Source organism: Amycolatopsis ultiminotia, from assembly GCF_039536925.1.
Taxonomy (GTDB): domain Bacteria; phylum Actinomycetota; class Actinomycetes; order Mycobacteriales; family Pseudonocardiaceae; genus Amycolatopsis; species Amycolatopsis ultiminotia.
The window spans coordinates 208,825-235,475 of the sequence record NZ_BAAAZN010000006.1 but is presented as its reverse complement, the minus strand read 5'-3'; the positions used below and the strand labels follow the sequence as shown (position 1 = coordinate 235,475).

28 protein-coding genes and 3 pseudogenes are annotated in these 26,651 nt (G+C 70.4%); 16 read left to right on the top strand and 15 right to left on the bottom strand.

Features of this window, described 5'->3' with window-relative positions; translation table 11 throughout:
* Both ABD793_RS16330 and ABD793_RS16325 read right to left on the bottom strand, forming a co-directional pair.
* Nucleotides 1-245: pseudogene (locus tag ABD793_RS16330) on the bottom strand (hypothetical protein); the annotation flags it as partial.
* Nucleotides 235-1,758: an ABC transporter substrate-binding protein gene (locus tag ABD793_RS16325; RefSeq protein WP_344860664.1), complete on the bottom strand. Its 1,524-nt coding sequence runs from the start codon at nucleotides 1,756-1,758 to the stop codon at nucleotides 235-237. The gene ABD793_RS16325 and the pseudogene ABD793_RS16330, both read right to left, overlap by 11 nt.
* Nucleotides 1,759-2,049: 291 nt before the next feature.
* Between ABD793_RS16325 and ABD793_RS16320 the strand changes: the two genes are divergently transcribed.
* From ABD793_RS16320 to ABD793_RS16290, 7 genes and pseudogenes are all read left to right on the top strand, one after another.
* The gene (locus ABD793_RS16320) at nucleotides 2,050-2,913 is read left to right on the top strand and encodes a LysR family transcriptional regulator (RefSeq protein WP_344860662.1); all 864 of its coding nucleotides are present in this window, start codon (nucleotides 2,050-2,052) and stop codon (nucleotides 2,911-2,913) included.
* 217 nt (nucleotides 2,914-3,130) lie between these two features.
* Nucleotides 3,131-4,585, top strand: a complete 1,455-nt coding sequence (locus ABD793_RS16315; protein ID WP_344860660.1) for an aldehyde dehydrogenase family protein — start codon at nucleotides 3,131-3,133, stop codon at nucleotides 4,583-4,585.
* 12 nt (nucleotides 4,586-4,597) lie between these two features.
* Nucleotides 4,598-5,452 (top strand): p-hydroxycinnamoyl CoA hydratase/lyase, encoded by an 855-nt coding sequence (locus ABD793_RS16310; protein ID WP_344860658.1) that lies wholly within the window; start codon nucleotides 4,598-4,600, stop codon nucleotides 5,450-5,452.
* A gap of 91 nt (nucleotides 5,453-5,543) precedes the next feature.
* Nucleotides 5,544-7,022, top strand: coding sequence for an acyl-CoA synthetase (locus ABD793_RS16305; protein WP_344860656.1), 1,479 nt, complete (start codon nucleotides 5,544-5,546; stop codon nucleotides 7,020-7,022).
* 20 nt (nucleotides 7,023-7,042) lie between these two features.
* Complete coding sequence (locus ABD793_RS16300) at nucleotides 7,043-7,471, top strand: MarR family winged helix-turn-helix transcriptional regulator (RefSeq protein WP_344860654.1); 429 nt, start codon at nucleotides 7,043-7,045, stop codon at nucleotides 7,469-7,471.
* Nucleotides 7,468-7,889: pseudogene (locus ABD793_RS16295) on the top strand (amidohydrolase family protein). Before ABD793_RS16300 ends, ABD793_RS16295 begins: the two are co-directional and overlap by 4 nt.
* A 38-nt stretch (nucleotides 7,890-7,927) precedes the next feature.
* On the top strand, nucleotides 7,928-9,097 hold the full coding sequence (locus tag ABD793_RS16290; protein ID WP_344860652.1) for a 4-hydroxybenzoate 3-monooxygenase: 1,170 nt from the start codon (nucleotides 7,928-7,930) through the stop codon (nucleotides 9,095-9,097).
* A gap of 62 nt (nucleotides 9,098-9,159) precedes the next feature.
* On the opposite strand, the gene ABD793_RS16285 is transcribed toward ABD793_RS16290, so the two are convergent.
* Both ABD793_RS16285 and ABD793_RS16280 read right to left on the bottom strand, forming a co-directional pair.
* Nucleotides 9,160-9,597: a hypothetical protein gene (locus ABD793_RS16285; protein ID WP_344860650.1), complete on the bottom strand. Its 438-nt coding sequence runs from the start codon at nucleotides 9,595-9,597 to the stop codon at nucleotides 9,160-9,162.
* A gap of 123 nt (nucleotides 9,598-9,720) precedes the next feature.
* A complete protein-coding gene (locus ABD793_RS16280) occupies nucleotides 9,721-10,287 on the bottom strand; it encodes a TetR/AcrR family transcriptional regulator (protein WP_344860648.1) in 567 nt (188 codons plus the stop codon).
* A 117-nt stretch (nucleotides 10,288-10,404) separates the two neighbouring features.
* Here ABD793_RS16280 and budC point away from each other — a divergent pair, with 117 nt between their 5' ends.
* The 7 genes from budC to ABD793_RS16245 all read left to right on the top strand — a co-directional run bounded on the left by budC (nucleotide 10,405) and on the right by ABD793_RS16245 (nucleotide 15,304).
* On the top strand, nucleotides 10,405-11,166 hold the full coding sequence (budC, locus tag ABD793_RS16275; protein ID WP_344860647.1) for a meso-2,3-butanediol dehydrogenase: 762 nt from the start codon (nucleotides 10,405-10,407) through the stop codon (nucleotides 11,164-11,166).
* A gap of 21 nt (nucleotides 11,167-11,187) precedes the next feature.
* Nucleotides 11,188-12,159, top strand: a complete 972-nt coding sequence (locus tag ABD793_RS16270; protein WP_344860644.1) for an alpha/beta hydrolase fold domain-containing protein — start codon at nucleotides 11,188-11,190, stop codon at nucleotides 12,157-12,159.
* 47 nt (nucleotides 12,160-12,206) lie between these two features.
* A complete protein-coding gene (locus ABD793_RS16265; protein WP_344860642.1) occupies nucleotides 12,207-12,860 on the top strand; it encodes a hypothetical protein in 654 nt (217 codons plus the stop codon).
* Nucleotides 12,861-12,920: 60 nt separating this feature from the next.
* On the top strand, nucleotides 12,921-13,598 hold the full coding sequence (locus ABD793_RS16260) for a Crp/Fnr family transcriptional regulator (RefSeq protein WP_344860640.1): 678 nt from the start codon (nucleotides 12,921-12,923) through the stop codon (nucleotides 13,596-13,598).
* Nucleotides 13,599-13,724: 126 nt separating this feature from the next.
* The gene (locus ABD793_RS16255; protein ID WP_344860639.1) at nucleotides 13,725-14,462 is read left to right on the top strand and encodes a hypothetical protein; all 738 of its coding nucleotides are present in this window, start codon (nucleotides 13,725-13,727) and stop codon (nucleotides 14,460-14,462) included.
* A 108-nt stretch (nucleotides 14,463-14,570) separates the two neighbouring features.
* A complete protein-coding gene (locus tag ABD793_RS16250) occupies nucleotides 14,571-14,900 on the top strand; it encodes an RNA polymerase sigma factor (RefSeq protein WP_344860637.1) in 330 nt (109 codons plus the stop codon).
* A gap of 116 nt (nucleotides 14,901-15,016) precedes the next feature.
* Nucleotides 15,017-15,304, top strand: coding sequence for a LacI family DNA-binding transcriptional regulator (locus ABD793_RS16245; protein WP_344860635.1), 288 nt, complete (start codon nucleotides 15,017-15,019; stop codon nucleotides 15,302-15,304).
* Nucleotides 15,305-15,374: 70 nt separating this feature from the next.
* Here ABD793_RS16245 and ABD793_RS16240 read toward each other — a convergent pair whose 3' ends face one another.
* Nucleotides 15,375-15,662, bottom strand: a complete 288-nt coding sequence (locus ABD793_RS16240) for a hypothetical protein (protein WP_344860633.1) — start codon at nucleotides 15,660-15,662, stop codon at nucleotides 15,375-15,377.
* A gap of 343 nt (nucleotides 15,663-16,005) precedes the next feature.
* Here ABD793_RS16240 and ABD793_RS16235 point away from each other — a divergent pair, with 343 nt between their 5' ends.
* Entirely contained in the window at nucleotides 16,006-17,376 is a 1,371-nt protein-coding gene (locus tag ABD793_RS16235; protein ID WP_344860632.1) for an MFS transporter, read from the top strand.
* Between the two features lie 43 nt (nucleotides 17,377-17,419).
* Here the strand turns inward: ABD793_RS16235 and ABD793_RS16230 are convergent, their stop codons facing one another.
* From ABD793_RS16230 to ABD793_RS16200, 7 genes and pseudogenes are all read right to left on the bottom strand, one after another.
* Nucleotides 17,420-18,001 carry a TetR/AcrR family transcriptional regulator gene (locus ABD793_RS16230; RefSeq protein WP_344860630.1) on the bottom strand — a complete coding sequence of 194 codons (582 nt, stop codon included), beginning with the start codon at nucleotides 17,999-18,001 and terminating at the stop codon, nucleotides 17,420-17,422.
* A 16-nt stretch (nucleotides 18,002-18,017) separates the two neighbouring features.
* Nucleotides 18,018-18,998, bottom strand: a complete 981-nt coding sequence (locus ABD793_RS16225; protein ID WP_344860628.1) for an aldo/keto reductase — start codon at nucleotides 18,996-18,998, stop codon at nucleotides 18,018-18,020.
* Nucleotides 18,999-19,091: 93 nt separating this feature from the next.
* Nucleotides 19,092-19,718, bottom strand: a complete 627-nt coding sequence (locus tag ABD793_RS16220) for a zinc-binding dehydrogenase (protein ID WP_344860627.1) — start codon at nucleotides 19,716-19,718, stop codon at nucleotides 19,092-19,094.
* 103 nt (nucleotides 19,719-19,821) lie between these two features.
* Nucleotides 19,822-19,941, bottom strand: a pseudogene (locus ABD793_RS16215) (NADP-dependent oxidoreductase); the annotation flags it as partial.
* Nucleotides 19,942-20,105: 164 nt separating this feature from the next.
* Nucleotides 20,106-21,338: a cytochrome P450 gene (locus tag ABD793_RS16210; protein ID WP_344860625.1), complete on the bottom strand. Its 1,233-nt coding sequence runs from the start codon at nucleotides 21,336-21,338 to the stop codon at nucleotides 20,106-20,108.
* Nucleotides 21,339-21,377: 39 nt separating this feature from the next.
* Nucleotides 21,378-22,685: an NAD(P)/FAD-dependent oxidoreductase gene (locus ABD793_RS16205; protein ID WP_344860623.1), complete on the bottom strand. Its 1,308-nt coding sequence runs from the start codon at nucleotides 22,683-22,685 to the stop codon at nucleotides 21,378-21,380.
* A complete protein-coding gene (locus ABD793_RS16200; protein ID WP_344860621.1) occupies nucleotides 22,682-22,906 on the bottom strand; it encodes a ferredoxin in 225 nt (74 codons plus the stop codon). The genes ABD793_RS16205 and ABD793_RS16200 overlap by 4 nt, the downstream gene beginning before the upstream one ends.
* Nucleotides 22,907-23,036: 130 nt before the next feature.
* Here ABD793_RS16200 and ABD793_RS16195 point away from each other — a divergent pair, with 130 nt between their 5' ends.
* Nucleotides 23,037-23,486: a winged helix-turn-helix transcriptional regulator gene (locus tag ABD793_RS16195; protein ID WP_344860620.1), complete on the top strand. Its 450-nt coding sequence runs from the start codon at nucleotides 23,037-23,039 to the stop codon at nucleotides 23,484-23,486.
* A gap of 535 nt (nucleotides 23,487-24,021) precedes the next feature.
* Here ABD793_RS16195 and ABD793_RS16190 read toward each other — a convergent pair.
* The 3 genes from ABD793_RS16190 to ABD793_RS16180 all read right to left on the bottom strand — a co-directional run bounded on the left by ABD793_RS16190 (nucleotide 24,022) and on the right by ABD793_RS16180 (nucleotide 26,487).
* Entirely contained in the window at nucleotides 24,022-25,026 is a 1,005-nt protein-coding gene (locus ABD793_RS16190; RefSeq protein WP_344860618.1) for a DUF2382 domain-containing protein, read from the bottom strand.
* Between the two features lie 260 nt (nucleotides 25,027-25,286).
* Nucleotides 25,287-25,517: a hypothetical protein gene (locus ABD793_RS16185; protein WP_344860616.1), complete on the bottom strand. Its 231-nt coding sequence runs from the start codon at nucleotides 25,515-25,517 to the stop codon at nucleotides 25,287-25,289.
* Nucleotides 25,518-25,719: 202 nt separating this feature from the next.
* A complete protein-coding gene (locus tag ABD793_RS16180) occupies nucleotides 25,720-26,487 on the bottom strand; it encodes a GAF and ANTAR domain-containing protein (RefSeq protein WP_344860614.1) in 768 nt (255 codons plus the stop codon).
* Nucleotides 26,488-26,651 lie beyond the last annotated feature (164 nt).

Genomic DNA, 26,651 nt, shown 5'->3' with positions numbered 1-26,651 from the left:
CGGCTGGTGGCGGGGTTGCTGGTGGTGGTCGGGTTGCGGCTGGTGGCGGGGTTGCTGGTGGTGGTCGGGTTGCGGCTGGTGGCGGGGTTGCTGGTGGTGGTCGGGTTGCGGCTGGTGGCGGGGTTGCCGGTGGCCGCCGGGTTGCTGGTGCTGGCCGAGCCGTCCGCTGCCGTCGAGTTGCCGGGTGTGACCGAGCCGCTTGTCGTGGCCGGGTCTGCCGGGGCCGTCGGGTGGTCACTGGCCACTGATCGTCACGCCCGTCCAGTCGACGTGTGCCGGGTTCTTCGGCAGCGCCGAGATCTGCTTGCTCTTCGCGAACAGGTTCGGCGTGGAATAGGTGAACACCAGCGCCTTGCTGTCCAGTCCGGCTCGGGTGGCCGCTTGCAGCACCTGCTGGTAGTCCGGTGCGTCGAGCGGGGTCTGGCGCACCTTCGCCACCGCGGCCTCGAATCCGGCCGGCTCGTCCGGGCTGGAGAGGTTCAGCGGGCCGTCCGGACCGAAGTGCGCGGTGAGGGTCTGCACCGCGGAGTCCCGGCCGGTGGTGCTGTAGAGCGAGAGGGTCAGGTCCTTGGCGAAGAACGGGGTGGCCCAGTTCTTGTCGACCTTGATGTTCGTCGTGATGCCCGCCGCGGCCAGTTGCGATTGCACGAGCTCGGCTTCCGCGTTGCCCTCCTTCACCACGAGGTCCAGCTTGACGTCGCCGGGCCGGTGGCCTGCCTCGGCGAGCAGCTGACGTGCTTTCGCCGGGTCGTAGGGGTAGCGGTTCTTCGACTGCGGATCGTAGGCGACGTACCCCGGCGGGAACGGCTGGTCAGTCGCTTCGCCGTAGCCGAAGGTCAGCTTGTCCACGAACTCCTGGCGGTTGACCGCGTAGCGCACCGCGTCCACCACACGCGGGTCGTTGAACGGTGCCCGGTGCACGTTGATGCTGATGTTGGAGGCGTTGAAGCCGGGCTGGACGAACACGTCGAGACCGGCCTGCTTCGCCGCCGCGGCCTGGCTGGGTTCGAGATCGGAGAAGTTGTAGACGCCGGTCTGCAGACCGGAGACGACCGTCGCCGGGTCCGGTGCGGAGGTGAGCTCGACGTTGTCGATGTGGATGTCCTTGGCGTCCCAGTAGTCCGGGTTCTTCTTCAGCACCGCCTTCGTCCCGGGGATCACCTGCGTGACGGTGAACGGTCCGGCGCCGACCGGGTTCTGGTCGAGGTTCGCCGGGTTCTGCGCGGCCTTCGGACTGGCCACCTGCAGTACGCGCTCGCCGAGCAGCTGGGGGATCTGGTAGTCGACCTGGGTCAGGTGCACCACGACGTCGAGCCCCTTCGCGGTGACCGATTCGATCGAGGTGAGGTCGCCGAAGAGGGCGGAGTTCTTCTGCTGCTTCGCCCGCTCGACGGCCGCCTTCACCGCGGCGCCGTCGACCGGGGTTCCGTCGCTGAACTTGAGCCCCTCGCGCAGGTGAAACGTCACCTCGTCACCGGCAGTGTTGTAGTCCCAGCTCTTCGCCAGGTCGGGGACCGCTTTGCCGCTTTCGTCGGTGCGGGTCAGCGAGGAGTAGACCAGCGCCAGCTCCCGGAACTGCGCACCGCTGCCGCCGACCACCGGGTCCCAGTGCGTGGGAAAGTACGACGAGGCCCAGCGCAGTGTCGGGCCGCCGGACGCGGCGTCGGCACCGCATGCGGTGAGGGTGCCGCCGAGGACCGCGGTGAGGGCGAGGGCGAGGGCGAGAGCACCTCCGCGGCGCTTCTTGCGTGGGGACATGGGCCTGTCTTCCTGTGGTCGAAGGGATCCGGCCAGACGTGTCTACAGTGGACTGACGGCGGACGGCACCGGGCACCGGTGCCCGGCGGGGAGTTCGCCTCAGCGCGGACAGATCGCGGTGCCGCAGCGGGCGTGGTCGGGCCGGTGGCGGCAGGTGAGCGGGGTGCTCATCGGCTCGGCGGACCAGGTCATGGCATTGAGCATGGTCGGTGTTCGCCGCGGATGTCCAACGACGTCTCACGATGCAAATTCATCACGATCCGCGATGGGTTGCGGGGTAGGTTGCCAGCCATGGAGCAGGTACTGGACATCGTGCCGCTGCGCAGCTTCGTGGCGGTCGCCGACCGTGGCGGGTTCCAGCGCGCGGCGACCCACCTCCACCTGAGCCAGGCGGCGGTGAGCCAGCACGTGCGCAGGCTGGAGGCGGCCACCGGCCGTCGTCTCGTGGAGCGGGACGGCCGCCGCTCGCGGTTCACGACCGACGGCGAACGGCTCCTCGGCTACGCGCGGCGCCTGCTCGACCTGCACGCCGAGGCGTTGCGCGGCTTCGGCGTGGCCGACGACGAGACCGTCGTCATCGGATCCACCGAACACGCCGCGGCCCAGCTGCTGCCACAGCTCACGTCCGCACTGGACCGGCGGCTGCCCGACTATCGCGTCCGCTACCGGCTCGACCGCGGCACCGCACTGCGTGACGCCCTCGCCACCGGCCGGCTCGATCTCGCCCTGCTGCTCGGCGCGACCGACGACCCGCGTGCCACACCGGTCGGCGAGCTCGAGCTGAGCTGGTACTGCGCACCCGGCTGGACCCGTCCGCCCGGTCCGGTGCCGCTGGTCGCGTTCGACAATCCGTGCGCGCTGCGCTCGCGGGCCCTGGAAACGCTGACCGCACACGGGATCCCCGCCGAGATCAGCGCGGAGGCGAACCAGCTGGCCGGCGTGCAGGCCGCCGCGGCGGCGGGGCAGGGCGTCGCGCTGCTCGCCACCTTGGGCACGACGCCGGACGGTCTGGTGCAGTGCCGGGACCTGCCGCCGTCGGAGTCCCTCCCGCTCGCGTGCTGGTACCGGGAGGGACTGGCCCCCGAAGTGTCCCGCCAGGCCGCAGGTTCGTTGCGGCGGCTCCTGTCCGCGGGCCGGGGACTTCGGATCGCGTAGCGGGCGGTCCTTTCCTTGCGGGTTCCGGCACGGCCGGCGCCCGCTGCCGTGGCGGCTCGGTGAACTCGGCGGCCGCGGTCCGCGCTTCTGACCTGCAAATACCAGGACGCCTGTCGTTTACTGCCGCGCAGGTCTTGCTTTTTCTTTCTGTGACGACTCATGATGGCGACGTCGATATCAGGAATCCTGATGAATAGTCCCGGCGAAGGAGAATCCCGTGACGCTCCTCGATCCCGCAACGTGGCAGGACCGGATCTTCACCGGACAGTGGCGCCTCGGCGGTGCGGGCAGCTTCCCGGTGCGGGAGCCTGCCACCGGTGCGGTGCTCGGCTCTGCCGGACTGGCCGATGCCGGCGACGTAGCCGACGCGGTGGCCAAAGCCGTTGCGGCGCAACGAGAGTGGGCTGCCCATCCGCACACCGAGCGGGCCGCGGTGCTGCTGCGCGCGGCCGCGGCGTGCACCGCGAACTCGGCGGAGATCGGTGACTGGCTCGTCCGGGAATCGGGTTCCACGCGGGTCAAGGCCGGGATCGAACTCGACGGCGCGGCGGGGGAATGCACGCAGGCCGCGGCGCTCGCGTCGGCACCCTATGGCGAGTTGCTGCCTGCGCAGCGCCGGCTGAGCCTGCAGCGGCGAGTGCCCGCGGGCGTCGTCGCGGTGATCTCGCCGTTCAACTTCCCGCTGCTGCTCTCCGTCCGGTCGGTCGCTCCGGCGCTGGCGCTGGGCAACGCGGTGATCGTGAAACCCGACCCGCGCACCGCGGTGTGCGGTGGCGTGGTGCTCGCCCGGATCTTCGAGGAGGCCGGCCTGCCGCCAGGGGTGCTGCAGGTGCTGCCCGGCGGGGCCGACGCCGGAGCGGCGCTGGTCGAGCACCCGCGCGTGCCGATCGTTTCGTTCACCGGCTCCACCCGTGCCGGGCGGGCGATCGGCGCCCGCGCCGGTGAGCTGCTCAAGCGCGCGCACCTGGAGCTGGGCGGCAACAGTGCGCTGATCGTCTGCGCGGACGCCGATCCGGCGGCCGCCGCCTCGTGCGGTGCCTTCGGCAGTTTCCTGCACCAGGGTCAGATCTGCATGGCCACCGGACGGCACCTGGTGCACCGCTCGCTTTACCAGCGTTACGTGGATCTGCTGGCGCACAAGGCGGACGCGCTGACCGTCGGCGATCCGTTCACCACCGAAGCCGCGCTCGGCCCGATCATCGACGAGAACCAGCTGGCGCACGTGGAGAACCTCGTCTCCGGCAGCGTCGCCGCCGGCGCGCGGCTGGTCGCGGGCGGCAAGGCGGACGGCCCGTTCTACCGCCCGACCGTGCTCGCCGACTGCCACCCCGGGATTCCCGCCTACGCCGAGGAAGTCTTCGGCCCGGTCGCCTGCGTGCGCCCGTTCGACACCCTCGACGAAGCCGCCGAGCTGGCCGCGGAGACCGACTACGGGCTCAGCCTCGGCGTGCTCACCGCCGACCCCGCCGCGGGACTGGCGCTCGCGGACCGGATCCCGTCCGGGCTGGTGCACATCAACGACCAGACCGTGAACGACGACCCGGCCGCGCCGTTCGGCGGCGTCGGTGCCTCGGGCGCCGGCCGCGTGGGCGGCGCCCGCGCCAACCTCGAAGCCTTCACCGAGACCCAGTGGGTCACCGTCCGCACGGAAACCGCGCGGTACCCGTTCTGAAAGGACACCACGATGGCTGCACCCGTCACCGAGCGCGCCGGAACCCCTTGGGGTGACACCGTTCTCGTCGAGTTCGACGAGGGCATCGCCTGGGTTTCGCTCAACCGCCCGGACAAGCGCAACGCGATGAACCCGGCGCTGAACGACGAGATGGTCGCCACCCTCGATGCGCTCGAAGGCGACGCCCGCTGCCGGGCGCTGGTGCTCACCGGCTCCGGCACGTCGTTCTCCGCGGGGATGGATCTGCAGGAGTACTTCCGCGAGGTCGACGAGTCCGGTGACCCCGCACTGCAGGCCCGGGTCCGCCGCGCCAGCGCGGAATGGCAGTGGAAGCGCCTGTCGAACTGGTCGAAGCCGACGATCGCGATGGTCAACGGCTGGTGCTTCGGCGGTGCCTTCACCCCGCTCGTCGCGTGCGACCTCGCGATCACCGACGAGCAGGCGCAGTACGGGCTGTCCGAGATCAACTGGGGCATCCCGCCGGGTGGGGTCGTGAGCCGTGCGCTCGCCGCGACGGTGCCGCAGCGGGACGCGCTGTACTTCATCATGACCGGTGAACCGTTCGACGGCAGGCGTGCCGCGGAGATGCGGCTGGTGAACGAAGCCGTGCCGGCGGCGCGGCTGCGCGAGCGGACCCGTGAGCTGGCGCTGAAACTGGCGGGGATGAACCCGGCGGTGCTGCGGGCGGCGAAGGTCGGCTACAAGCTGGCCCAGGAGATGCCGTGGGAGCAGGCCGAGGACTACCTCTACGCGAAGCTCGAACAGTCGCAGTTCCTCGACCCGACCCGCGGCCGGGAGAAGGGCATGGCGCAGTTCCTCGACGACAAGACCTACCGGCCCGGCCTCGGCGCCTACTCGCACGACTGAGTCCCCGGTGCCTGCGTGAACGACTGACTCCCCGTTCCGGCCTCGGCGTTGCGCCGGGCCACTGACCCCCGACCCGGCAGGAGGCGCGGCAATGCGTGACGGTGGACTGGGTTCCTGGCCCGCCCGCCGGGCCCGGATGACTCCGGACCGGACGGCAGTGGTGCACGGCGAGGACCGGATCACCTACGCCCGGCTGGCCGCGCGCACCGCGGCCGTGGCCGGCGGGCTCCGGCGGCTGGGGGTGCGCAGGGGCGACCGGGTCGGTTACCTCGGGCCGAACCATCCGGCGTACCTGGAAACCCTGTTCGCCACCGCCGCGCTCGGCGCGGTGTTCGTGCCGGTCAACACCCGGCTCGCGGAGCCGGAGGTGGAGTTCGTCCTCGGTGACGCCGGGGTGTCGGTGCTGGTCCACGCCGAGGGCTGTGCCGCCACCGGCCCGCTGCTGCGCGAGCGCCTGGTGCTCGGCGGCAGTTACGACGCACTGCGTGCCGCCGGGCCCGCGGACCTGCCGGACGAACCGGTCGGACTCGACGACCCGTGCGTGATCATGTACACCTCCGGGTCGACCGGGGCGCCGAAGGGCGCGGTGCTCTCGCACGGCAACCTCACCTGGAACTGCGTGAACGTGCTCGTGGAGTCCGATGTGGCCAGTACCGAGGTCGTGCTCGTGGTGGCATCGCTGTTCCACGCGGCCGCGCTCGGCATGAGCTGCCTGCCGACGCTGCTCAAAGGCGGCACCTGCGTGCTGGCCGAGTCGTTCGACCCCGGCGGCGCGCTCGAGCTGATCGCCCGCCACCGAGTCACCACGCTGTTCGGCGTTCCCGCGATGTACGAGGCGATCGCCGCGCACCCCGGCTGGGCCGGCGCCGATCTGTCCAGTGTGCGCGCCCTGTTGTGCGGTGGCTCCCCGGTGCCCCCGGCGACCATCCGCCGTTACCTCGACCGTGGCCTCGTTTTCGTACAGGGTTACGGGCTGACCGAGTGCTCACCAGGGGTGCTGCTGCTCGACCGCGACGCGGTGCGCACCAAGGCGGGCACGGCGGGCGTCCCGTCGTTCTTCACCGACGTGCGGCTCGTGGACCCCGGCGGTGCGCAGGTCGGCACCGGCGAGCGGGGCGAGATCCTGGTCCGCGGCCCGAACGTGATGCTCGGCTACTGGAATCGCCCGGACGCCACGGAAACCGCGCTGGCAGGCGGCTGGCTGCACTCCGGTGATGTGGCCACAGTGGACGGTGACGGGTGCTACACCGTCGTGGACCGGGTCAAGGACCTGATCATCTCCGGTGGGGAGAACGTGTACCCGGCGGAGGTGGAGTCGGTGCTGTGCGAGCATCCGGACGTCGAGTCGTGCGCAGTGGTCGGGGTTCCCGACGAGAAGTGGGGCGAGGTCCCGTACGCCGTGCTCGTGCCGCGGCCCGGTGCCGTGGTGACTGAGGACGAGCTGCGCACGTTCGCCCGCAGCCGGCTCGCCGGATACAAGGTGCCGCGTGGTTTCGAGCAGTGGACCGAGCTCCCGCGCACCGGATCCGGCAAGGTCGGCAAGGCCGAGGTGCGGGAGCGGCTGCGGTGAGCGTGCGCGAGGATCGGCGGATGGCCGAACCGCTGACGTTGTATCTGGTCAAGCGCCTCGAACTGGCCATCCGGGCCAGGATGGACCAGGCGCTGCCGCCGCTCGGGCTGACCACGCCGCAGTTCACCGCGCTGACCGCGTTGCGCCACCGCGACGGGCTGTCCTCGGCCCAGCTCGCGCGGAGATCGTTCGTGACGCCGCAGACGATGAACGAGATGGTCCGCACACTGGAGACCCAGGGGCACATCGCGCGCGAACGCGATCCCGGCAACCGCCGGGTCCTCCTGCTGACCCTGACCGACACCGGCCGGGAACTGCTCGAACGCTGCGATCCGCTGGTCGAGGCGATCGAGGACGAGATGCTCGGCGCCGTGCCCGCGGTCCAGCACGCGCTGTTCCGGCAGAGCCTGGAGCTCGGCTACGGCGCACTGACCGAGGAGTCCCGGTGAACGTCGACGAACTCACCGCGTTCGACGTGCACACGCACGTCGAACAGGACGGGCACGGCTGCTTCTCACCGGACCGGGAACTGCTGGACGCTTCCGCGCCGGACAGGACCGCATGCCGACGGTTGCCGTCACCGCGGAGCACTACCGGGCGCGGACCACGGCCGCCGTGGTGTTCACCGCCGACGCCGCCGCCGGGCTCGGTGCGGCCCGGCCCGGCGGCCGGGGGATCCGTCTGCGGTACTCGGACCCGACGCGCGCCGCGGACACCTCGCTGCGCGGCAAGGTACTGTTCGGCTCGGATTTCCCGGTCGTGCCCCCGGACCGTCGGCCGGCCGGTTTCGCGGACTTGCCGATCCGTGACGAGGTCCGGCCGTTGATCGGCAAACAGAACGCGGCCGGGCTGCTGCGGTTGTCCTGACCCGTTCTCGTCACCACTACCTGCGGGAGGTACCCATCGTGCGCACCCAGGTCGCTATCGTCGGCGCGGGCCCGGCGGGCTTGTTGCTGTCGCATTTGCTGGCTGCGGCAGGCGTCGAGTCGGTGATCGTGGAAACCCGCTCGCGCGAGTACGTCGAGGCGCGGATCCGCGCGGGCATCCTCGAACAATCCACTGTGGACCTGCTGCGCTCGTGCGGGCTGGGGCAGCGGCTGGACCGGGAGGGCGACGTGCACCGCGGTATCCACCTGCAGTGGCCGCGGGAACGGCATCATCTGGACTTCTCCGAGCTGGTCGGCCGCACGGTGACGGTGTACGGGCAGACCGACGTGACCAAGGACCTCGGCCGTGCGCGGTCGGCCGCGGGACAGGAGATCGTGTACGAGGTGAGCGACACCGCCGTGCACGACGTGGAGACGGACCGGCCCTCGGTGACCTACACCGGCCAGGACGGGCGGCCAGGACGGATCGAGGCGGACGTCGTGGTCGGATGCGACGGCTCATTCGGGCCCTCGCGCACGGCTGTGCCGGATCCGCGGACGTGGGAGCGGGTCTACCCGTACTCGTGGCTGGGCATCCTCGCCGACGTCGCCCCCTCGACCGACGAGCTGATCTACGCCTGGCATCCGGACGGGTTCGCGTTGCACTCCATGCGCTCGCCGACGGTGTCCCGGCTGTACCTGCAGGTCCCCAACGGCACCGACGTCGCAGCGTGGTCCGATGACCGCATCTGGTCCGCGCTCGCCACTCGGCTCGGCGACGGCCAGGACGGCTGGACACTCGACCCGGGCCCGATCATCGAGAAATCCGTGCTGCCCATGCGCAGCTTCGTGCAGCAGCCGATGCGTCACGGCAGGCTCTTCCTCGCCGGCGACGCCGCGCACATCGTGCCCCCGACCGGGGCGAAGGGGCTGAACCTCGCCGTCGCGGACGTCGCACTGCTGGCGCCCGCATTGGCTCGGTTGCTCAACGACAAGGATCCGGCACCGGCCGAGGCCTACTCGGACACCGCATTGCGGCGGGTGTGGCGGTGCACCCACTTTTCCTGGTGGATGACCACCATGCTGCACACCTCCGGCGACCCGTTCGACGAGCAGCTGCAGCTTTCGCAGCTGCGCTGGGTCGCCACGAGCGAAGCCGCCGCGAAGGGCCTGGCGGAAAACTACGCCGGACTGCCCATCGGGTACTGACGAACTTCCGCATCCGGACCGCCGCGGCGGTGCCTGCGCCGGGCCCGGCCGGGTGCAGTTCATCAGCTGTCCGGCGAGAAGGTCACGGTGGTCGAGTCGTCGTGACCGTTGATCTTGCTGTGCGTGGACAGCGTGTACCCATCGTCGCGTTGTCCGGTGACGGTGTAGTCGACGTCGCCCTCGGCCGAGGTCACCGTGAATTTCCCGTTCGGGCTCCAGGTGCCCCGGGAGATCTCCTTGTCGCTGGTCTTCGTCAGCCACCGGCGGACGTCGGCGGGTGTCGCGTTGGTCGTGACGCCCGCTTCGACGACCGTATGGTCGTCGTAGAAGCGCAGGAAAGATCGGCTGCCGCCCTCGTCGCCACCCACATACAGGCCGTCGGCCCGTGGGCTGAAACCCGCGCTCTTGCTCGCTGTCGACCTGACGATGCTGCCGGTCTCCGGCCCGGTACTGCAGGAGGCCAAGAGGAAGAGCACGCACAGGGCTGCGACGACCTTCATGGCTGACGAGCTTAACCAGGATCTGTCGATCCACCAGCTCCGCGCAGCACGCAGCCGAGGTCGACGACCTGGCCTGCGACGGTTGACCGGCCATCCGGGCGGTGGGGCTGACCTCCCCGCGGCCTACTTCAGGGCGTTGCCGGCCAGCCGCAGGTCCGTGAAGGCGCGGTCGAGGTGGGTGTGCAGGTCGTCGGTGCGGTCGGCGCCCCAGCGGCGGATCGCGATCGAATAGGTGTCCATGCCCACCTGGGCGCACAGAGCCGCGAGCGGTTCGGCGACACCGCGGGCCTGCAAGGCCTCGGTGAGCGCGGCGACCAGGCTCGCGGTCTTGGTCAATGCCCGTTCCTGCAGGGCCGGTGTGGCGGCGATGACCGGCGCCCGCCGCTCGGTGACCGGGAGGTTGCGCTCGATCAGTGGCACGGCCTGGTGGAACGCGGTCCGCAGGGCGGGCAGCGGCCTGGTGTCCGGCGGCACCTCCGCGACCGCACCGGTCAGCAGCTCCCGCAACTCCGCCTCGCCGTCGAAGAAGACCTCACGCTTGTCGGTGAAGTGCCGGAAGAAGGTTCGCTCGGTGACGCCCGCACGGGCGGCGATGTCCGCGCCCGTGGTCTTGTCGTAGCCACGCTCCAGATACAGCTCGAGCGCTGCCTCCTGCAGCCGCTTCCGCACTTCGTCCCCGCTCCGTGGCACGGTGCCGACCCTATCACGAGCGTCAGATACTGACGGAATTTTGCGTCAGTAACTGACGATCTGTATCGTCAGTTACTGACGAATAAGAACGGCGGTAACCGACCAGGAGAAGGTCCTATGGAACAGCGTTTCACCGGCAGGACGGTCGTCGTCACCGGCGCGAGCTCCGGTATCGGCGACGGCATCGCCCGGCGGTTCGCCGCGGAAGGGGCCAACCTCGTTCTCGCCGCACGGCGCGAAGACCGGCTCGCGGCCCTCGCGGCCGAGCTCGGTGCCGACCGCGCGCTCGCCGTCACCACCGACGTGACCAGCGCGGACGACGTACAGGCGATGATCGATGCGGGCGCGGCCCGGTTCGGCGGGATCGACGTCCTGGTCTCCAACGCCGGCGTCGGGCTCGGCAAGGAATTCGAGGAAACCACGTCGGCGGACTGGCGGCTGATCATGAGCACCGACGTCGACAGCTGCTTCTTCGGCGCGCAGGCGGCGTTGCCGTACCTCAAAGGCAGCCGCGGCAGCATCGTCCAGATCGCCTCGGCCTCCGGCCTCGGCGGGGACCGGCGGCGCACGGCCTACAACGCGGCCAAGGGTGCGGTCGTGAACTTCACCCGCGGACTCGCCTTCGATCTCGGCCGGTTCGGCATCCGGGTGAACACCGCCGCCCCGGCACTGACCCTCGGGGAAGAACTGGCGCCGACGTACGCCGACCTGATCGAACGCTTCGACCAGCGCCGGGCGCTCACCGGTTTCAGCACTCCGGCCGACGTCGCCGCCGCAGTCGGTTTTCTCGCCTCGGACGACGCCCGGTTCATCACCGGCACCATCCTGCCCGTCGACGGCGGCATCACCGCCGGCAGCGGCCAGCCCTCCCTCTACTGAACTCCTCCGAACGGATTTCCCATGCCTGGAACCATTCCCGAGCTCGACCCGGAACTCGCCGCCGCGTTCGCCGCGATGCCCAAGGCGGCGAACGGCACCCTGCTCGAACTCTCCGACATCCCGGGCCTGCGCGCGCAATCCCGCGCGGCGCTCGCCCAGCTGCCGCCGATCCCGCCGGACACCAGGGTCACCATCGAAACCCGCCACCTCCCGCGGGAGGACCGGACCGAACTCGAGATCGTCCTGTACCGCCCGGCCGGTGCCGAGCACGCTCTCCCGGCAGTGGTCTGGTTCCACGCCGGTGCCCAGGTCCTCGGCGACGACGCCCGCGACGACGACGCCTACCACACCGCGCTGGCGCTGGGCTTCGACTGCGTGCTGGCCGCCGTCGTCTATCGGCTCGCCCCGGAGACCCCGGCCCCCGGTGCCGCCGAGGACGGCTACCTGGCCTACACCCACCTCGTCGAGCACGCCGCCGAGCACCGGATCGACCCGCGCCGGATCGCGCTCGGCGGCGCCAGTGGCGGCGGAGCGCCCGCCGCGGCCACCGCGCTCATGGTGCGTGACCGGCAGGCCCCGCCGCCGTGCGCGCTGTCGCTGCTCTACCCGATGCTCGACGACCGTCTCGAAACCCCGTCGAGCTCCGAGGCCGGCTCCGAGGTCGTCTTCGCCCGCCCGGACATCCGGCTCGCCTGGGCCGCGGTGCTCGGCGACCGGCTCGGCACCGACGAGGTGCACCCGTACTCCGCACCCGGCCGGGCCACCGACCTCACCGGCCTGCCGGACACTTTCGTTGCGGTGGCCCAGTTCGATCTGCTGCGGGACGAGGGCATCGACTTCGCCCGACGGCTGCTCACCGCCGGCGTGCCGGTCGACCTGCACCTCTACGCCCGCGCCTTCCACGCCTGGGACCGGTTCGCCGCCGAGTCGGCACTGACCCACTCGTTCGAACAGACCTGGCGCATCTTCCTCCGCCGTCGCCTGCACGGCTGAACCTCCCGGGGGCAAATGTCCGGTGGCGAACGGAACTGGGCCGTCCGATGTGGTCTGGTGTGGTGGTGTTCGGGCGGCAGGTCGTGGACGGGGTGGAATGGGTGGCGGTGCGGGTGGAGCACCGGTTCACCGTGGACGAAGCGGTGATCGGCGTGCTGGCCGCGCACCCCGGCCATCCGGCCGGGCCCGCCGGAAGGCCCGCAGCGGTGGGCACGTTGTCGGTGCGGGAAGTGCGGGCGGCGTTGAAGAAGTCCGCCAGTGACCGGTTGTGCCCCGGGATGTCCGCACGGCTGGAAGGGGAACATCCGGGTGGCCGGTGGCACCGGTCGGCCGACGCGGTGCGTGCCGAGCTGGTCCGGTTGCGGATGTTCTCCGAACCGGGCGGTGGCGCCGGTGCGGGCCGGTACGAGTTCGTGGCGGTGCCGGTGGAGCACCGGTTCGCGGTGTACGACGCGGTGGTGGCGGTGATGTCCGCGAAGGCCGTGGTGCGGCCTGTTCCCGGGCGGCGGATCGTGCCGCTGACGGTGCGGGAAGTCCGGCGGGCGCTGGAGTTCTCGGCCCGGCACGGTCCGTGTGCCGAGCTGGTCCGCCGGTGGCAGGCCGAGCCTGCGGGCGGTCCGCTGGAAGGGCTGGCCGGATGGGTGCGCGCGGAACTGGTCCGGCTGCGGGTGTTCAGCGGAGCGGCCGCGGAGACCACGTAGTGGTGGTCTCCCGCTACCCTGGGTAGGCGAGCCGAGAGCCGATCCCGGGAGGCTGCGAGCGTGGTGGACGGGTGGCGGCAACCGTCGTTCCTGGACCGGTTGGCCGAGCGGGACCGGACGGCGCTGCTGCAGCTCGGTACTCCCCAGCAGGTGGCGGCCGGGCAATCGGTGCTGCGGCTCGGCGAGGCGGGCGCCGACGTGGTGGTGCTCGAGGCGGGGTACGTGAAGGTGACCTCGACCGATCCGCAGGCGCACCACGTCATCCTCGACATCGGCGGACGCGGTGGCCTTTACGGTGAGGCCGCGGTGATCTCCGGACGGCCGAGGATGGCCGACGTCGTGGCGCTGAGCGAGCTCTCGGTGCGCCGGATCGACGCGGACAGCTTCATCCGGTTCCTGCGCGCGCATCCGGACGCCGGTCACCAGCTGCTCGTGCTGTTCGCGTGCCGGCTGTCGGACGCGCAGCGGCAGCGGACCCACACGCGTGCCCCGGACACGGTAACCAGGGTCGCACGACGGCTGGCCTACCTGGTCGGCGTCTGCGGACGCAACACCGGCTCGTACTGGCAGCTGGAGGCGCCGCTCAGCCAGGAGGAGCTGGCCGCCTTCATCCCGCTCGGCCGCACGGCGCTCGCGACCGCACTGGAGCAGTTGCGGGAACTCGGCGTGATCAGCACCCGGCGCCGCGGGCTGTCCGTTCTCGATCTGGACCGGCTGCTCCAGCTCGCCAACATGTGACGGAGTTTCACCCTTTTGCGTGGGCCGCCGGGAGAGTTCTGTTCGTCGCCGAACAGAACTGAACGCCGGTAGTCGTGAGACTCCTCTGCGTAACCCGTTGGGAAGGTAGTGCAGGGGGAGAGTCGGATGAGCGCGTTCCCGTCCAGTCGGTACAACGCCCGCACCAAGGCGGTCATCGCCGTCGACATCGTCGGTTCGTCACAGGTGAGTGACGACCTGCTGGATCCGATGAAGAGCGAGATGGAGTCCTGCCTTGCGGAGGCTCTCGCCGCGGTCGGCCTGTCGTGGGGGCAGGCCGAACACGTGCGGGAGACCGGCGACGGCGTCATGCTCGCGTTCCCCGACCACCACGCGGGGCAGGTGGTGGAGGTGGTGTTCCACCTCGACCACCTGCTGCGCTCTCGCAACCGGAACCGGCGCGCGCCGATGCGGGCGCGGGTGGCGGCGCACCTCGGGCCGATGGCCGAGCAGAACCGCTACCACCGCACCTACATCACGCTGACCCGGGTGCTGACCGCCGCGGTGTTCGACGAGGTGGTGCGGCACTGGTGCCGGACGGATCCGGCCGGGGAACGCTTCGGTGCGGGCCTGGTGATGTCGGAGGCGATCTGGCGATCGGTGGTCGAGCCGTTCTCCGTCGCGCTGGTGCCACCCGCGCGCTGCACCCGGATCGAAGTGGTCAGTGCGGATTTCAGCGGTTCCGCCTGGATGCACCTTCCCGGGCTGGACGTCGAGGACGCACTGGCCCGTGCCCGCGGGACGGTGGCGTCGGCGATCGTCAAACCGTTGCTGCGCACCGGGGGCACCGCCTCGAACGGGACAGGCCTGCGCGCAGGCGGTGACGGGCCGGGACACGACGGCTGAACCCGGCCACTGCCGCGGCCGGGAGCGGCAACGATGCCCGAGGGTTTCCGGTCGCCCGAGAACGCAGAAGACGGTGTAAGCCCACTCGATCAGCACGGGGTTTGCCGCATGCGCATTGAATGCAAGAAGGTCATCGGCTGCAGGCCCCGCACATCGGTCGCCGCTCGCGCGTGGCGGGAGCTGAGCGACGACGATCTGGCCTGGCTGGCCTCGAGAGGTGAGCAGAAAGCCTTCCAGCGCTTGGTGGAACGCTACTGCTCGGCGGTCTATTCGATGGTCGACCGCCGGGTCTGCGACGCCGGTACCGCGGAACGGATCGTCATCGAAGTGTTCCGCACAGCCTGGCACGAATTGCGGGTACCGCCGTATCGGCGCGGATTCCTCGTGCTGCTCGCCGAAGCGGTCGCCGCGGCACTGCATCGGCACGACACGCGCTGAACCGACACGTTCCACAGAACGGGCATCCGCGCAGTGCGGAGGTCGCCGGAGCTGAGCCCGGACAGCCGTGGACGAGTCGTCTGCGCGGACGGCCGGCTCGGCGAGGTGTGCACGCGATGGTGGACCCGGTGCACCGCCCCACGGTCAAGGACGTCGCGCGCACGGCCGGGGTTTCGGCAGGCACGGTGTCCAACGTCCTGTACGACCACCCCGAGGTAACCGACGAGAAGCGGCAGCGCACTGGCCCGACGCCGGAGCATCGACCGTCTGCTTCGGACTCGCCGGGGATGGGTGTACTGGCATTCGGCTGGGTGCTGTTCCTGATCCCGGAGACGAAGAACCGCAGCCTCGGCCAGATCGGGCAACAGCGCCCGCCCGACCCGCAACCGGTCACCGGTCCCTGACCGAACGGTGGCAACCACCGGACTCGGCTGCCAGTGTCTCCGCGGTCGAGTTCTGCGGCAGTTTCGGTGCTCAGGCTTCGGCGACGACTTCGTAGTACCAGTGTTCGACCGTTCCCCCGGTGGCGGAGGCCAGCTTGCCGCGGTTGGCCGACGCGGCCGCGTCGGCGTTTTCGAGGGATTCCCGGCTGTCCCACAGTGTCACGGACAACCCGTGCCCGGAATCCCGGTCGAGCAGCCAGAGTGCCCGGACGAATCCGTCCTTGCCCGCCGCGTTCGGCGCGATCTCGGTGCGGACGATCCGGCGCCACTGTGCCAGCCCGTCCTCGTCGGCGGAAACCTTCGTGACTCGAGCGTGCATGGGAATCCTCTTCTCCTGCCGGTGCGGGCACAAGACCGGTGCTGATTGCGGAAGCTGTTTCTGCGGAACGGGTTCTTGACCCGTTCCGAGGCGTGTCGTAGCGTACCGGGCATCTGCTTGCCAGGCAAACATTAGTTCGCTAGGTGGGCACCAGTCAACACCAAAGGCGGTGGTTGCCGATGACGCACAAGCCGTGCCTCGTTCGTCGGGGCGGGCGCAGCGCGGTCCGCAGCTTCGGGCTTCGGCGATCCACAGTGGACGAAATGGACCACGACGCCGCCGTGCGGTGGCCGGCACACGACGAAGCGACACCGTCGCGCCGTTCTCTTCGGAGGGTGCTGTCATGACCCGTTCACCGGACGGCGGCGACGCCGGCAGGACTCGTGTCGCCCGCTCGCCCCGCCTCTTCGGCGTGCTGCTGATCTGTTTCCTCACCGTCATCTTCGACGGTTACGACATCATCGTCTACGGTTCCGTCCTGCCCGGTTTGCTGCACGAGCCGGGCTGGCACCTCGGCACCGCGGAGGCCGGGGCAATCGGCAGCTACGCGCTGGTCGGCATGCTGTTCGGGGCATTGGTATCCGGTCCGCTGGCCGACCGCATCGGACGGCGGCGCCTGATCCTGGCCGCCGTCACGTGGTTCACCGTGTTCACCGTGCTGACCGCGTTCGCCCCCTCGGTCACGGTGTTCGGGCTGCTGCGATTGCTGACCGGGCTCGGTCTCGGCGGTGTGCTGCCCAGCGCCGTCGCGTTCACCGTCGAATTCGCACCGCCTGGACGCCGGCAGATGTTCAACGGCCTGATGTCCATCGGGTTTCCGCTCGGCGGCATTCTCGCCGCGGTACTCGGGCTGGTGCTGCTGGCTCCGTTCGGCTGGCGCTCGATGTTCCTGGCCGGTGCGGCGCCCGCGGTGCTGATCCTCCCCTTCGCGTTCGCGTTCCTGCCGGAATCACCGGCGTATCTGTACGCACACGGCCGGATCGACGAGGCGAAGCGAACCGCCCGGCGCTTCGGCCTCGTGCTTGCCGACACCGAAACGGATTCCGGTCGCGAGGCCACCGGGTTGCGCAGTGTCCTCAGCCGGCGGCATTTCCGTGCCACGGTGGTGTTCGGCCTGGCCAGTCTGTGCGCGCTGTTGCTGACCTACGGCCTCAACACCTGGCTCCCGCAGATCATGCAACAGTCCGGGTACGCGCTGGGCTCGTCACTGCGTTTCCTGCTGGCGCTCAATCTGGGCTCGATCGTGCTGAGCACGATCGCGGCCATCGCGGCCGACCGGTTCGGTCCCAAGATCGCGGTGCTGGCGGCGTTCGTCGCGGCCGGCCTCAGCCTGCTGCTGCTCGGCCTCCGGGTCGCCCCCGGACTGCTCGTGCTCGCGGTCGCCGTCGCCGGTTTGGGCGGCACCGGTACCCAGGCGCTGATCCACGGTTACGTGGCCGCGCACTATTCGCCCGGCGCACGGGGCAGCGCACTGGGCGTGGTACTGGCGACCGGCCGGATCGGCGCAATTCTCGGCCCGATCGTGGGCGGCCTGATCCTCGCCTCCGGTGCCGCGCTGGGCTGGAACTTCGTGGTGTTCGCGCTGCCCGCGCTGCTCGGTGCGGGCCTGATCGCCTGCGGACCCCGGACCGCCGGGAGACCGCGCCCACCGGCTCCCGGTCCTGCGGCCGAGCCCCCTCGCGAAGCCGCGTCACCGCACTCGGGAAACGGCTGAGCCAGAGGTCGGCCGGTAGTGATCAGGGGGTACGGGACAACCTTCAGGTGCCGGATTTTCCCACGGGGCCAAGGCCGTTGAGGAATACCTCGAGAATTTTCTGCCGCTGGGCCTCGGAGTCGATCTCCATGGTGGCGATGCCGTATACCGCGCGGAGGAGGTCTGCGTCCGTCACGTCCCGGCGGAGATCGCCGCTGGCTCGTACCCGGTCGACGATCGGCGCGGCGGTGCCCAGTATCGCCTCGCTGCACGCTGCGAACACCTCGCCGTCGGGGCTGATCGCGACGCCGAGCTTGCGTTTGCGGCCGAGGTGTTCGACGAACCGGCGCACCCAGACCGTCATGGCCTCCCACGGCGCCAACTCCTCCACCGACGCCGCGTCGCCGACGATGGACTGGATCTCCTCGACGTAAAGGTGTTCCAGCAACACCTCACGGGTGGGGAAGTTCCGGTACAGGGTGGCGATGCCCACCCCGGCGCGTTCCGCGACCAGCTCGAGTGCGACATCCGCGCCGTCGGCCAGGAACGCTTCGCGCGCGGCTGCCACGATGGCGTCGAAGTTCCGTGCGCCGTCGGCCCTTCTCGGCCGCGGCACCCGGAACTTCTCGAGGTCGACGTCGGTCACCACGCGAGTGTATGCCTCACCCGCGGGGCATCATGATTTCCGGGTAACGGGCGCCGAACGCGCCGTGCGGGACGATCTCGTCGATCCGGGCGAGGTCGTCTGCGGTGAGCTCGACGTCCGCGGCGGCGGCGTTCTCCTCGACGCGCGCCACGCTCCTGGTGCCGGGGATCGGGACGATGTCCTCGCCCTGTGCGAGCAACCACGCCAGCGCGAGCTGCGTCACCGTGCTGCCCTTGCCTGCGGCCAGCTCGCGGAGTTGCCCGATCGCGGCGAGGTTCTTCTCGTAGTTGCCGGGCTGCCAGCGTGCGTCGTTGCGCCGCATGTCGTCCTCGGCGTAGTCGCCCGCGGGCTTGACGTCACCGGTGAGGAAGCCGCGGCCGAGCGGCGAGTACGCGACGAAACCGATGCCGAGTTCCCGGACGGTCGGCAGCACTTCCTCGGCGGTGGCGCGCTCGAAGATGGAGAATTCGCTCTGCAGCGCCGAAACCGGGTGCACCGCATGTGCCCGGCGGATGGTGTCCGGCCCGGCCTCGGACAGCCCGAAGTACTGCACCTTGCCCTCCTCGACGAGCTCCCCGACCGTCCCCGCGACGTCCTCGATCGGCACGTCCGGGTCCACCCGGTGCTGGTAGAACAGGTCGAGCCGATCCACCCCGAGATACCGCAGGCTCGCGTCGGCGACCTCGCGGATGTGCTCCGGACGGCTGTCGTAGAGCTTCTCCGGGTTGAGCGGGAGCACCCAGCCGAATTTCGTCGCGAGCGTGATCTCGTCGCGGAACGGCGCGACCGCCCGTCCCACGATCGTCTCGTTCGATCCGGTGCCGTGCCCGTACAACTCCGCCGTGTCGAACATGGTGACGCCGAGTTCGTGGGCGCGCCGGATCGCCGCGATGCCGCCTGCCTCGTCCGCGGCACCGTAGGCCGTGGTGATCCCCATCGCGCCGTAGCCGATGGCCGCGGCCTCGAGTCCCTGGGTGCCGAGCTTCCGTGTCCGCATGTCTGGTTCCTCTCCACTGGTCAGGCCATAAACGATAACACTCCTCCGGTTATTTGTCCTGTCCGCAGGCCGGGCCGCACGTTTCCGGCCGGCTCACCAGGCGGTGAAGTCCAGTACGAGACGGCCGCGCAGCCCGCCCCCGGCCAGTCGCCGGTGTGCCTCGGGCGCCTGTGCGGCGGGCAGCACGCCGGCCACGCGCAGGGTCAGCTCGCCTGCCTCCGCTTGCTCTCGAAGGCGGCGCAGCCGGGCGTGGTCGGTGGCCGCCGAGTTGACCCAGACCGGGTGCACCTGGATCGCGCGCTCGACCGGGCCGTCCCAGCCGCGCAGGACGGCGATGCCGCCACCGTCCCGGATCGCCGGGAGGACCGGCTCGTGCAGCATCGCCCCGTCGAGCACGCCGTTCACCCCGGCGGGGGCGAGCGCGCGGAACCGGTCGGCGACGTCGTCACCGCGGCGGACCACCTCGTCGGCGCCGAAGCCGGCCACCAGCTGCGTGTCCGACGGCGAGGCGTCGGCCAGCACACGCAGGCCGTCACTCTTGGCCAGCTGCACCGCGTACCCGCCGAAAGCCCCGGCCGCGCCGGTCACCGCGACAGTGCCACCGGCAGGCACCCCGAGCAGGTCCAGTCCGAGCCGCGCGGTGAGCGCGTTCATCAGCAGTGTGGCGGCAGCCGGGAAGTCCACATCGGACGGAATCGGCAGCACGGATTCGGCAGGCACCACGACCGACTCGGCGTAGGCGCCGCCGCGGCGCTCGTAGGGGCGGACTCGCGATCACCGCATCCCCCGGCCGGAGCGGGGTGTCGGTGCCCGGTCCGATCGCGTCGAGCACGCCCGCCGCGTCCATCCCCGGCACATACGGCCCCGGCCTGCCGTCGAACCGAGCGCTCGTGGCACCGGAACGCAACAGCGTGTCGGTCGGGTTGACTGCGGCGGCGTGCACCCGGATGCGCACCTCACCGTTGCCCGGCACCGGATCCGGCAGCTCGATCACCCGCAGTACCTCGGGTCCGCCGAACTCGGTCAGGCCGATCGCTCGCACTGCCCTGCCTCCTTGTCTCTTCGCCTGCCGTCTCGTTGCCTGATCTTGCCGTTCGCGGTGCTTCGCTAGGCCCGAATGCCGGCCACCTCCAGCCACAGGTGCCGGGGACCGCGCAGTGCGGCGGTGGGCCGGTACGGCGGCGGGTCGGCGGCCAGCCGCGGATCGTCGAGGCGGCGGACCAGTTCGGTGAGCACGATCTGTGCCTCCAGCCGGGCCAGTGGTGCGCCGATGCAGTAGTGCATTCCACCCCCGAATCCGAAGTGGTCGTTGGGGCTGCGGTCCGGGACGAAGCGGTCGGCGTCGGCGAAGTGCCCTGGGTCGCGGCTGCCTGCGGCCAGCAGCAGGACCACCACCGAACCGCGCGGGATGGTCGTGCCGCCGATCTCGATGTCGGCGAGGGCCGCGCGGTGGCGGAACTGCACCGAGGGCTCGTAACGCAGCAGTTCTTCCACCATCGGCACGACCAGTTCGGGTTCGCCGCGGAAGCGTTCGAGGAGATCGGGGTGCCGCAGCAGGGTGAGCATCCCGTTGGTGATGAGGTTGACCGTGGTCTCGTGCCCGGCGATGAGCAGCAGCCGGGCGGTCACCACCAGGTCCTCCCCGGTGAGCGGAGCACTGTGGCTGCTTCCGCTGAGCAGCCCGGAAATCAGGTCGTCGCCCGGGTTCTCCGCGTGGTCGTCGGCGAGCTTGCCCAGGTAACGGCCGAGTTCCTCGGCCGCGTGGTTGATGTCGTCGATCTCCTGCCGGGTCAGGCTCGGGTCGTTGTCGATGTTGCGGGCCACGGTGTCGGCCCAGGAGTGGAACCGGGCTTCGTCCTCCCTCGGCACGCCGAGCAGCGTGCAGATGACGCTGACCGGCAGCGGGTAGGCGACCTCGTCGACCAGGTCGAGGCGAGTCCTGGAACCGATCGCGTCCAGCAGCCCGTCGATCAGCGTGCGCACCTCGTGCCGGAACGATTCGACCACGGCGGGGGTGAACTTGGCCATCACCGCACTCCGCAGCCGGTCGTGGTCGGGCGGGTCCTGCACGAGCAGCGAGCCGCGCACCATGGCCGGCCGGGCGCTGTCGGCGTTGCGCAGGTCGGAGCTGATCCGCGGATCGTGCAGCAGGGTGTTGATCTCCTCGTAGCCGCTGACGACCCAGGTCCCGTCGGACTGCCGGGACACCGGCTCGGTGCGCAACGCGGAGTAGAGCGGATACGGGTCCGCCCGGCTGTCCTGGTCCAGGACGCGGGCGAAGAGTTCTTCGTGCGGCGTCGATACCGCGAGGCCGGCGGTGGACCGGATACTGGTCGTCATGATCGGTCTCCTCGGGAACGGGATGGTGGGTTCTCGTGCTCAGGCGTCGAGGATCCGGATGGGGTCCGGGGCGTCGGCCGCGTTGAGCGCAAGCGGGAATCCGGCGCGGTCGTTGATCATCGCGGCGTAGGAGTCGACCGCCCGCGGCGTGTTGACCGCCAGCGCGCCGATGAGCCTGCCCGCTCGGCCGTAGGTCGCGACGAAGCACGCGTCGCGCACCGAGCCCTGCACGACCGCGACCTGGTCGGCACGGCTGGGCACGCCGACCACCTTGATGTTCACGCCGAACTGGTTGGACCAGAAGGTCGGCAGCGCCGTGTGTGCGAGCACCGGTCCGTGCAGCATCGTCGTCGCGGCCACGCGGGCTTGGCGCACCGCGTTGTCCCAGTGCTCCACGGCCAGCGGCTCGTCTCCGAACAGGGGATGCGGCCAGCACGCGACGTCGCCGGCCACCAGTACGTCGTCGTCGATCCGTCCGTCGTCGTGGATCGCTCGGCAGAACGCGTCGCAGCGCACCCCGCGGTGGTCGACGGCCAGCCCGGAACCGTCGAGCCATTCCACGTTGCGGATTGCTCCCAGTGCGGCCACGACCACGTCGACCTCGAGGACGTCGCCGTCGGACAGCCGAGCGCGGCACACTCGGCCGGCGGAGTCCCCTTCCAGCGCCAGCACCGAAGTGCTGGTGCGCAGGTCGACGCCGTGGTGGCGGTGCAGCCGTCCCGCCGCGGTACCTGCCGGACCGCCGAGAGCGCCTGCCAGTGGTGCCGCACCGCGCTCGACGACCGTGACCGCCAAACCCAGCTCGCGGCACACCGACGCGGTTTCCGAGCCCACGAAACCTGCGCCGATCACCAGCACCCGCCGGGGACCGGCGGCCAGCCTGGCCCGCAGGTCACGGGCGTCGTCGCGGGTGCGGATGGTGACCACCCCGTCGAGTGCGGCCTCGGCCGGCTGCGGCCAGGTACGCGCCCTCGTGCCGGTGGCGATCAGCAGCTTGTCGAAGCCGAGCACGTCGCCGTCGGCGAGGGTGACCGTCTTGCCCTTGGTGTCGAGCGCGACCGCTGCGACGCCCAGCCGCCACTCTGCGTCCAGCTCGATCGACTGGGGGAGCCCGGTGTTCTCCGCGGACAGCCGGCCGGCCAGTACCCGTTTGGACAGTGGCGGACGGTCGTACGGCGGATGCGGTTCCGCGCCGACGAGCGTGAGACGTCCGGCAAATCCCTTCTGTCGCAACGTTTCGGCCGCGTGCAGAGCGGCGAGGGACGCGCCGACGAGCACGACGTGCCCGGCCGACGGCGGCACCCGGTCATCGGCGGGCTGCTGCTGCCCGCGGGGCGTCGCGCTCACTTCGGCTGCCGATCCCGCTGCGGGCCTGCGGCCGGGCCGATCGTGATGGCCTGGACCGGGCACGCGGCGCGGGCTCGTTCGGCGTGCAGGCGCAGCCGCTCCTGCGGGGCACTGTCGTACTCGAGGATCTCGGGTCCGCCGACGAGTTCGAAGATCTCCGGTGCCGCGAACACGCATTGCCCGTAGCTCTGGCATCGCGCGAGATCGACCGAAACCTGCATCGCGATCTGCTCCCTTCCGCCGCTCGTGCCGGGTGGTCCTGCCGCGGCAGCTCACCAACTACTATCGCTTTGGAAGTAGATCTTGTCCAGTAGTACTTCGTGATATGTGGTGATGAGGTATCGTGGCGGCATGTCGACACGGCCGCACACCCCGTTGGCCCAGGAACTGTTCGCACTGCTGGGCGAACGGTGGAACTACGCCATCCTGCGGGAGGTCTTCTTCGGCGTGGAGCGGTTCGGCGCGCTGCAGCGCAGCCTCGGCATCGCACCCAACACTCTGACCAGTCGCCTGGCCGGGCTGGTCGACCTCGGCTTGCTCGAACGCCACCGGTACCGGCCGGACAAGGACTGGTACGACTACCGGCTCACCGCCAGCGCGCGGGAACTCGTTCCGGGCTGGATCACCCTCTCCCAGTGGGCGGCGAACCACCTGAGCACTGATCCGGCGTCCCGGCGGCACTTGCGCCACACCGGATGCGGGGAACTGATCGAGCCACAGCTGACCTGCGGACACTGCGGAGCCGTGCTGCAGGGCCGCGAACTCGAACCCGTCGAACTGGTCTCGGAGGGCGAATCCTGACCCGCAATACCGGACAACACCCCGGCACGACCCGCTGACCCGAGCGGGAACGCCACCGGACGGCCCCCATCCACCTTGCGGCGGGAACACGCCGGCGGCACGGTTCACGGGAGCGGGTTTGGCCTGCGGAGGGTACTTCGGGGGAGTGGGCCTGCTTGCGGCTGGAGTACGACAAGGGCGCGGGTCTTGCTTGCGCGGGCGCTTTGCGAGAGGGGATTGCTTGCGCGGGACGCTTCGGAGGAGTGGGCCCGCTGGTAGCTGGAGCACTTCGCAGGAGCGGGGTTGGCTTGCGGCGGGGCGGTGGGCGGGATCGGCTGTGGCGGGAGGGTTTCGTGGCGGAGGGGCCGGGGAGCAGGTTTGCCCACCGCGGTCCTCCTCCGGGATTTTGCCGGGTGGTTGCCGGGGCGGTGCGGGCCGCAGCCGGCCATGGTCGGTGTGGTGACCGAGAATGACCGGCTGGCGGCTGCGCTTTCTGTGTGCTGACTCGGCGGCATCTCGCGCTTCGGCCGGGATACGCCGGGGCCCGGCAGGTGGCTCAGCGGTTCGTGTCGCCGCGGCTGTGCTTGTTCCGATCGCTGCGGCCGAGTTCGACGCCGTCAGTGGTTTCCGCGTCGATTTGCTCCTTTTGCAGCGTCTCGTTCACGGTGGCCTCGTCGGTCACGGTTTCCGTGCCGAGCCGGACCCGCTCCACCGGAACGGTTTCCTTGTCCGTGACCACTCGCTCCTCGTGCAAAGTGACCTCTTGTTCGTCCTCGGTGAGGTGTTTGCCGGACGTCGCATTTCCGCGATTGGTGTCCGTGATCGGCTCGCGTTCCACGACGACCTCTTCATGGCTCACCGGGACGGTCCTGGTAACATTTTCGGTCACGATGTGCTTGCGCAGCCGGGCGCGGCCGGATTCGTGGGTCTGCTTGCCGACGCGCAATTGTTCTTCCGAACGCGTCATCGTGTTGTCCTGACCCGAATCGCCGCGATTTTCACGGCCCTGCCCCACGGTGGCATCGCCGCGGTCATCGCGGGCGTGCCGCCGTTCGGAACGCTGGTCGCCTGCCGCCCCGGCGGCACCGGCGGTGCCTGCGGCTCCGGCCGTGCCGGCTCCGGCAGCCCCGGCCGTACCTGCGGCTCCGGCGGCTCCCGCGGTGCCTGCCGCACCGGCGGTGCCGGTCGCGCCCGCCGTGCCTGTCGCACCTGCTGCGCCGGACCGGTTGGCGGAAATCCCGTAGTGCCGGTAGAGCTCCTGCTCGTCCTTCTCACTCAGGGCCTGGTCGGGTTCGTGGTGCGGGGCGGCCTTGAGCGCTTCCTTGTCGAAGGGCACGCTCAAGGCGCTGCCGTCCCACTTCCCGCGTGCCAGCGGCACCAGGGAGACGTGGTTGCCGAACAGACCGCTCTTCACCGCGACCCATTCCGGCTTGTTGGTCCCGGTATCCAGGTAAACGGAGTCGACCTTGCCGAGTTTGCCGCCGTCCCGGTCGTATACCGCGGCACCCATCAGAGTGTCCGGGTTGTTGGCGTTGGTGTTCGGCTTGTCCGAGGTAGTCATCACTGCCCTGCCGATCGGCGTGCACGATTCACTGGTCTCGTCCTGTGCGGGTGTGCACGCACAAACTCGCACAATGGAGGTTGGAACGTCGAAGCTGGGGCTTCGAAAAATGTCCCTACTCGGGGCGAGTACCCCCGGGTCCCGGCCCGCACACTTACCGCGCCGAGGAATTCCCCGGGCCCGAGGTGAACCACTGCACCGCCCGTCTGCGCAAGTACACTGCCGGAGCAGCCGCGCCGATCCGATCAGGACCGTTCCTTTCAGGACACTGTCGCGGCCGGTGCCAGCGCATCACGGCCTTGGGGTCCGGTGTAGGCCGGCTGGTGTTCCTCCGCGCTCTCGTCGGCCGGATTCCCGGTCGCGCGCTGGATCGCGGCGAGGGCTGCTTCCGCTCGCGTCGCCGCGGCCTCGGCCCGTTCGGCGTCGTGGCGGGCCTGCGCACCGGCCTTCTTGATCTTCTTGAGCTTACCCACGTTTTCCTCTCTGTTCATCGGCTTCGTGAGACGGGCGGGTGCGGAACCGGTCAGCTCCTTCGCCGCGACGACGCTGCACGCCCACCGGGAAACGCTCGGAAACCCGTGCGGCACAACGAAGAAGCCGCAGTCCGCTCCGGCCGTCACCCGTTCCGGGTGCCCCGGACGTGGGACCCGGAAACCCCGATCCGCCACCGGCCGCGGCTCGTGCCCGGTGCGGTCAGTGGCGCGGGTGTCCCAGGATCGTGGCCGGCTCGGCGGTGCCGTCGATGACCGAGCGGGCGAGCTCGGTCAGGCGCCGGTTGTGGTCGCGGGCGTAGCGGCGCAGCCGGGCGAACGCCTCGTCCATGGAGATCGCGCTGTGCGCGGCGAGGACGCCCTTGGCCTGTTCGATCACGATGCGGCTGCGCAGTGCGGTGTGCAGCTGCTCGGTGAGCTGGTCGCCGTGTTCGATGGTGCGTTGCTGCAGGATCCCGATCGTGGCGACGTCGGCAAGGGCCTGGCCGAGGTCGAGGTCGCGGCGGTCGGCGCCGCCGGGGTCGATGCTCAGCAGGGTGAGCACCCCGACGGTCTGCTCCCGCAGCCGCATCGGCAGCGCCTGCGCGGCACGGAACCCGCATTCGGCGGCCGCCGCGGTGAACCTCGGCCACCGGTGTGCTTCGGCAGACAGGTCCTCGCACGACACCGGCGCCGCGGTGCGGACGCAGTCGAGGCACGGACCGTCGTCGGTTTCCACCGCGAACAGTTCCAGCAGTTCCGCCCGTTCCGATGAGGTGGCCGCGACCTGCAGGGTTTCGTCCGGGCCGAGCAGGATCACCCCGGCCGCGGAGACGTCGAGCAGGTCGGTGCACTGCTCGGTGAGCATGTTCAGGAAGTCCGCGATGTCGAAGTCGGCGACCAGGGTGTCGGCGAGGCGCACGAACGTGCGGGACACCCGCCGCTCCCGATCACGCAGCGCTTGTGTCGGCGATTCCGGTGTGGGTGACACGCGTTGTGCTCCTCTGTCCTTCACTGGTCACGGCCGCGAGACCGGACACATCGCCGCCCGGCAGACCGTCACCCGCTCGACCTCAAGCGGCTACCCGCAGCGTACGACCCGCACACCAGACGGAAAGCGGGCTACGGACAGTGGTGCTGCGGCTCGGCCGGGCG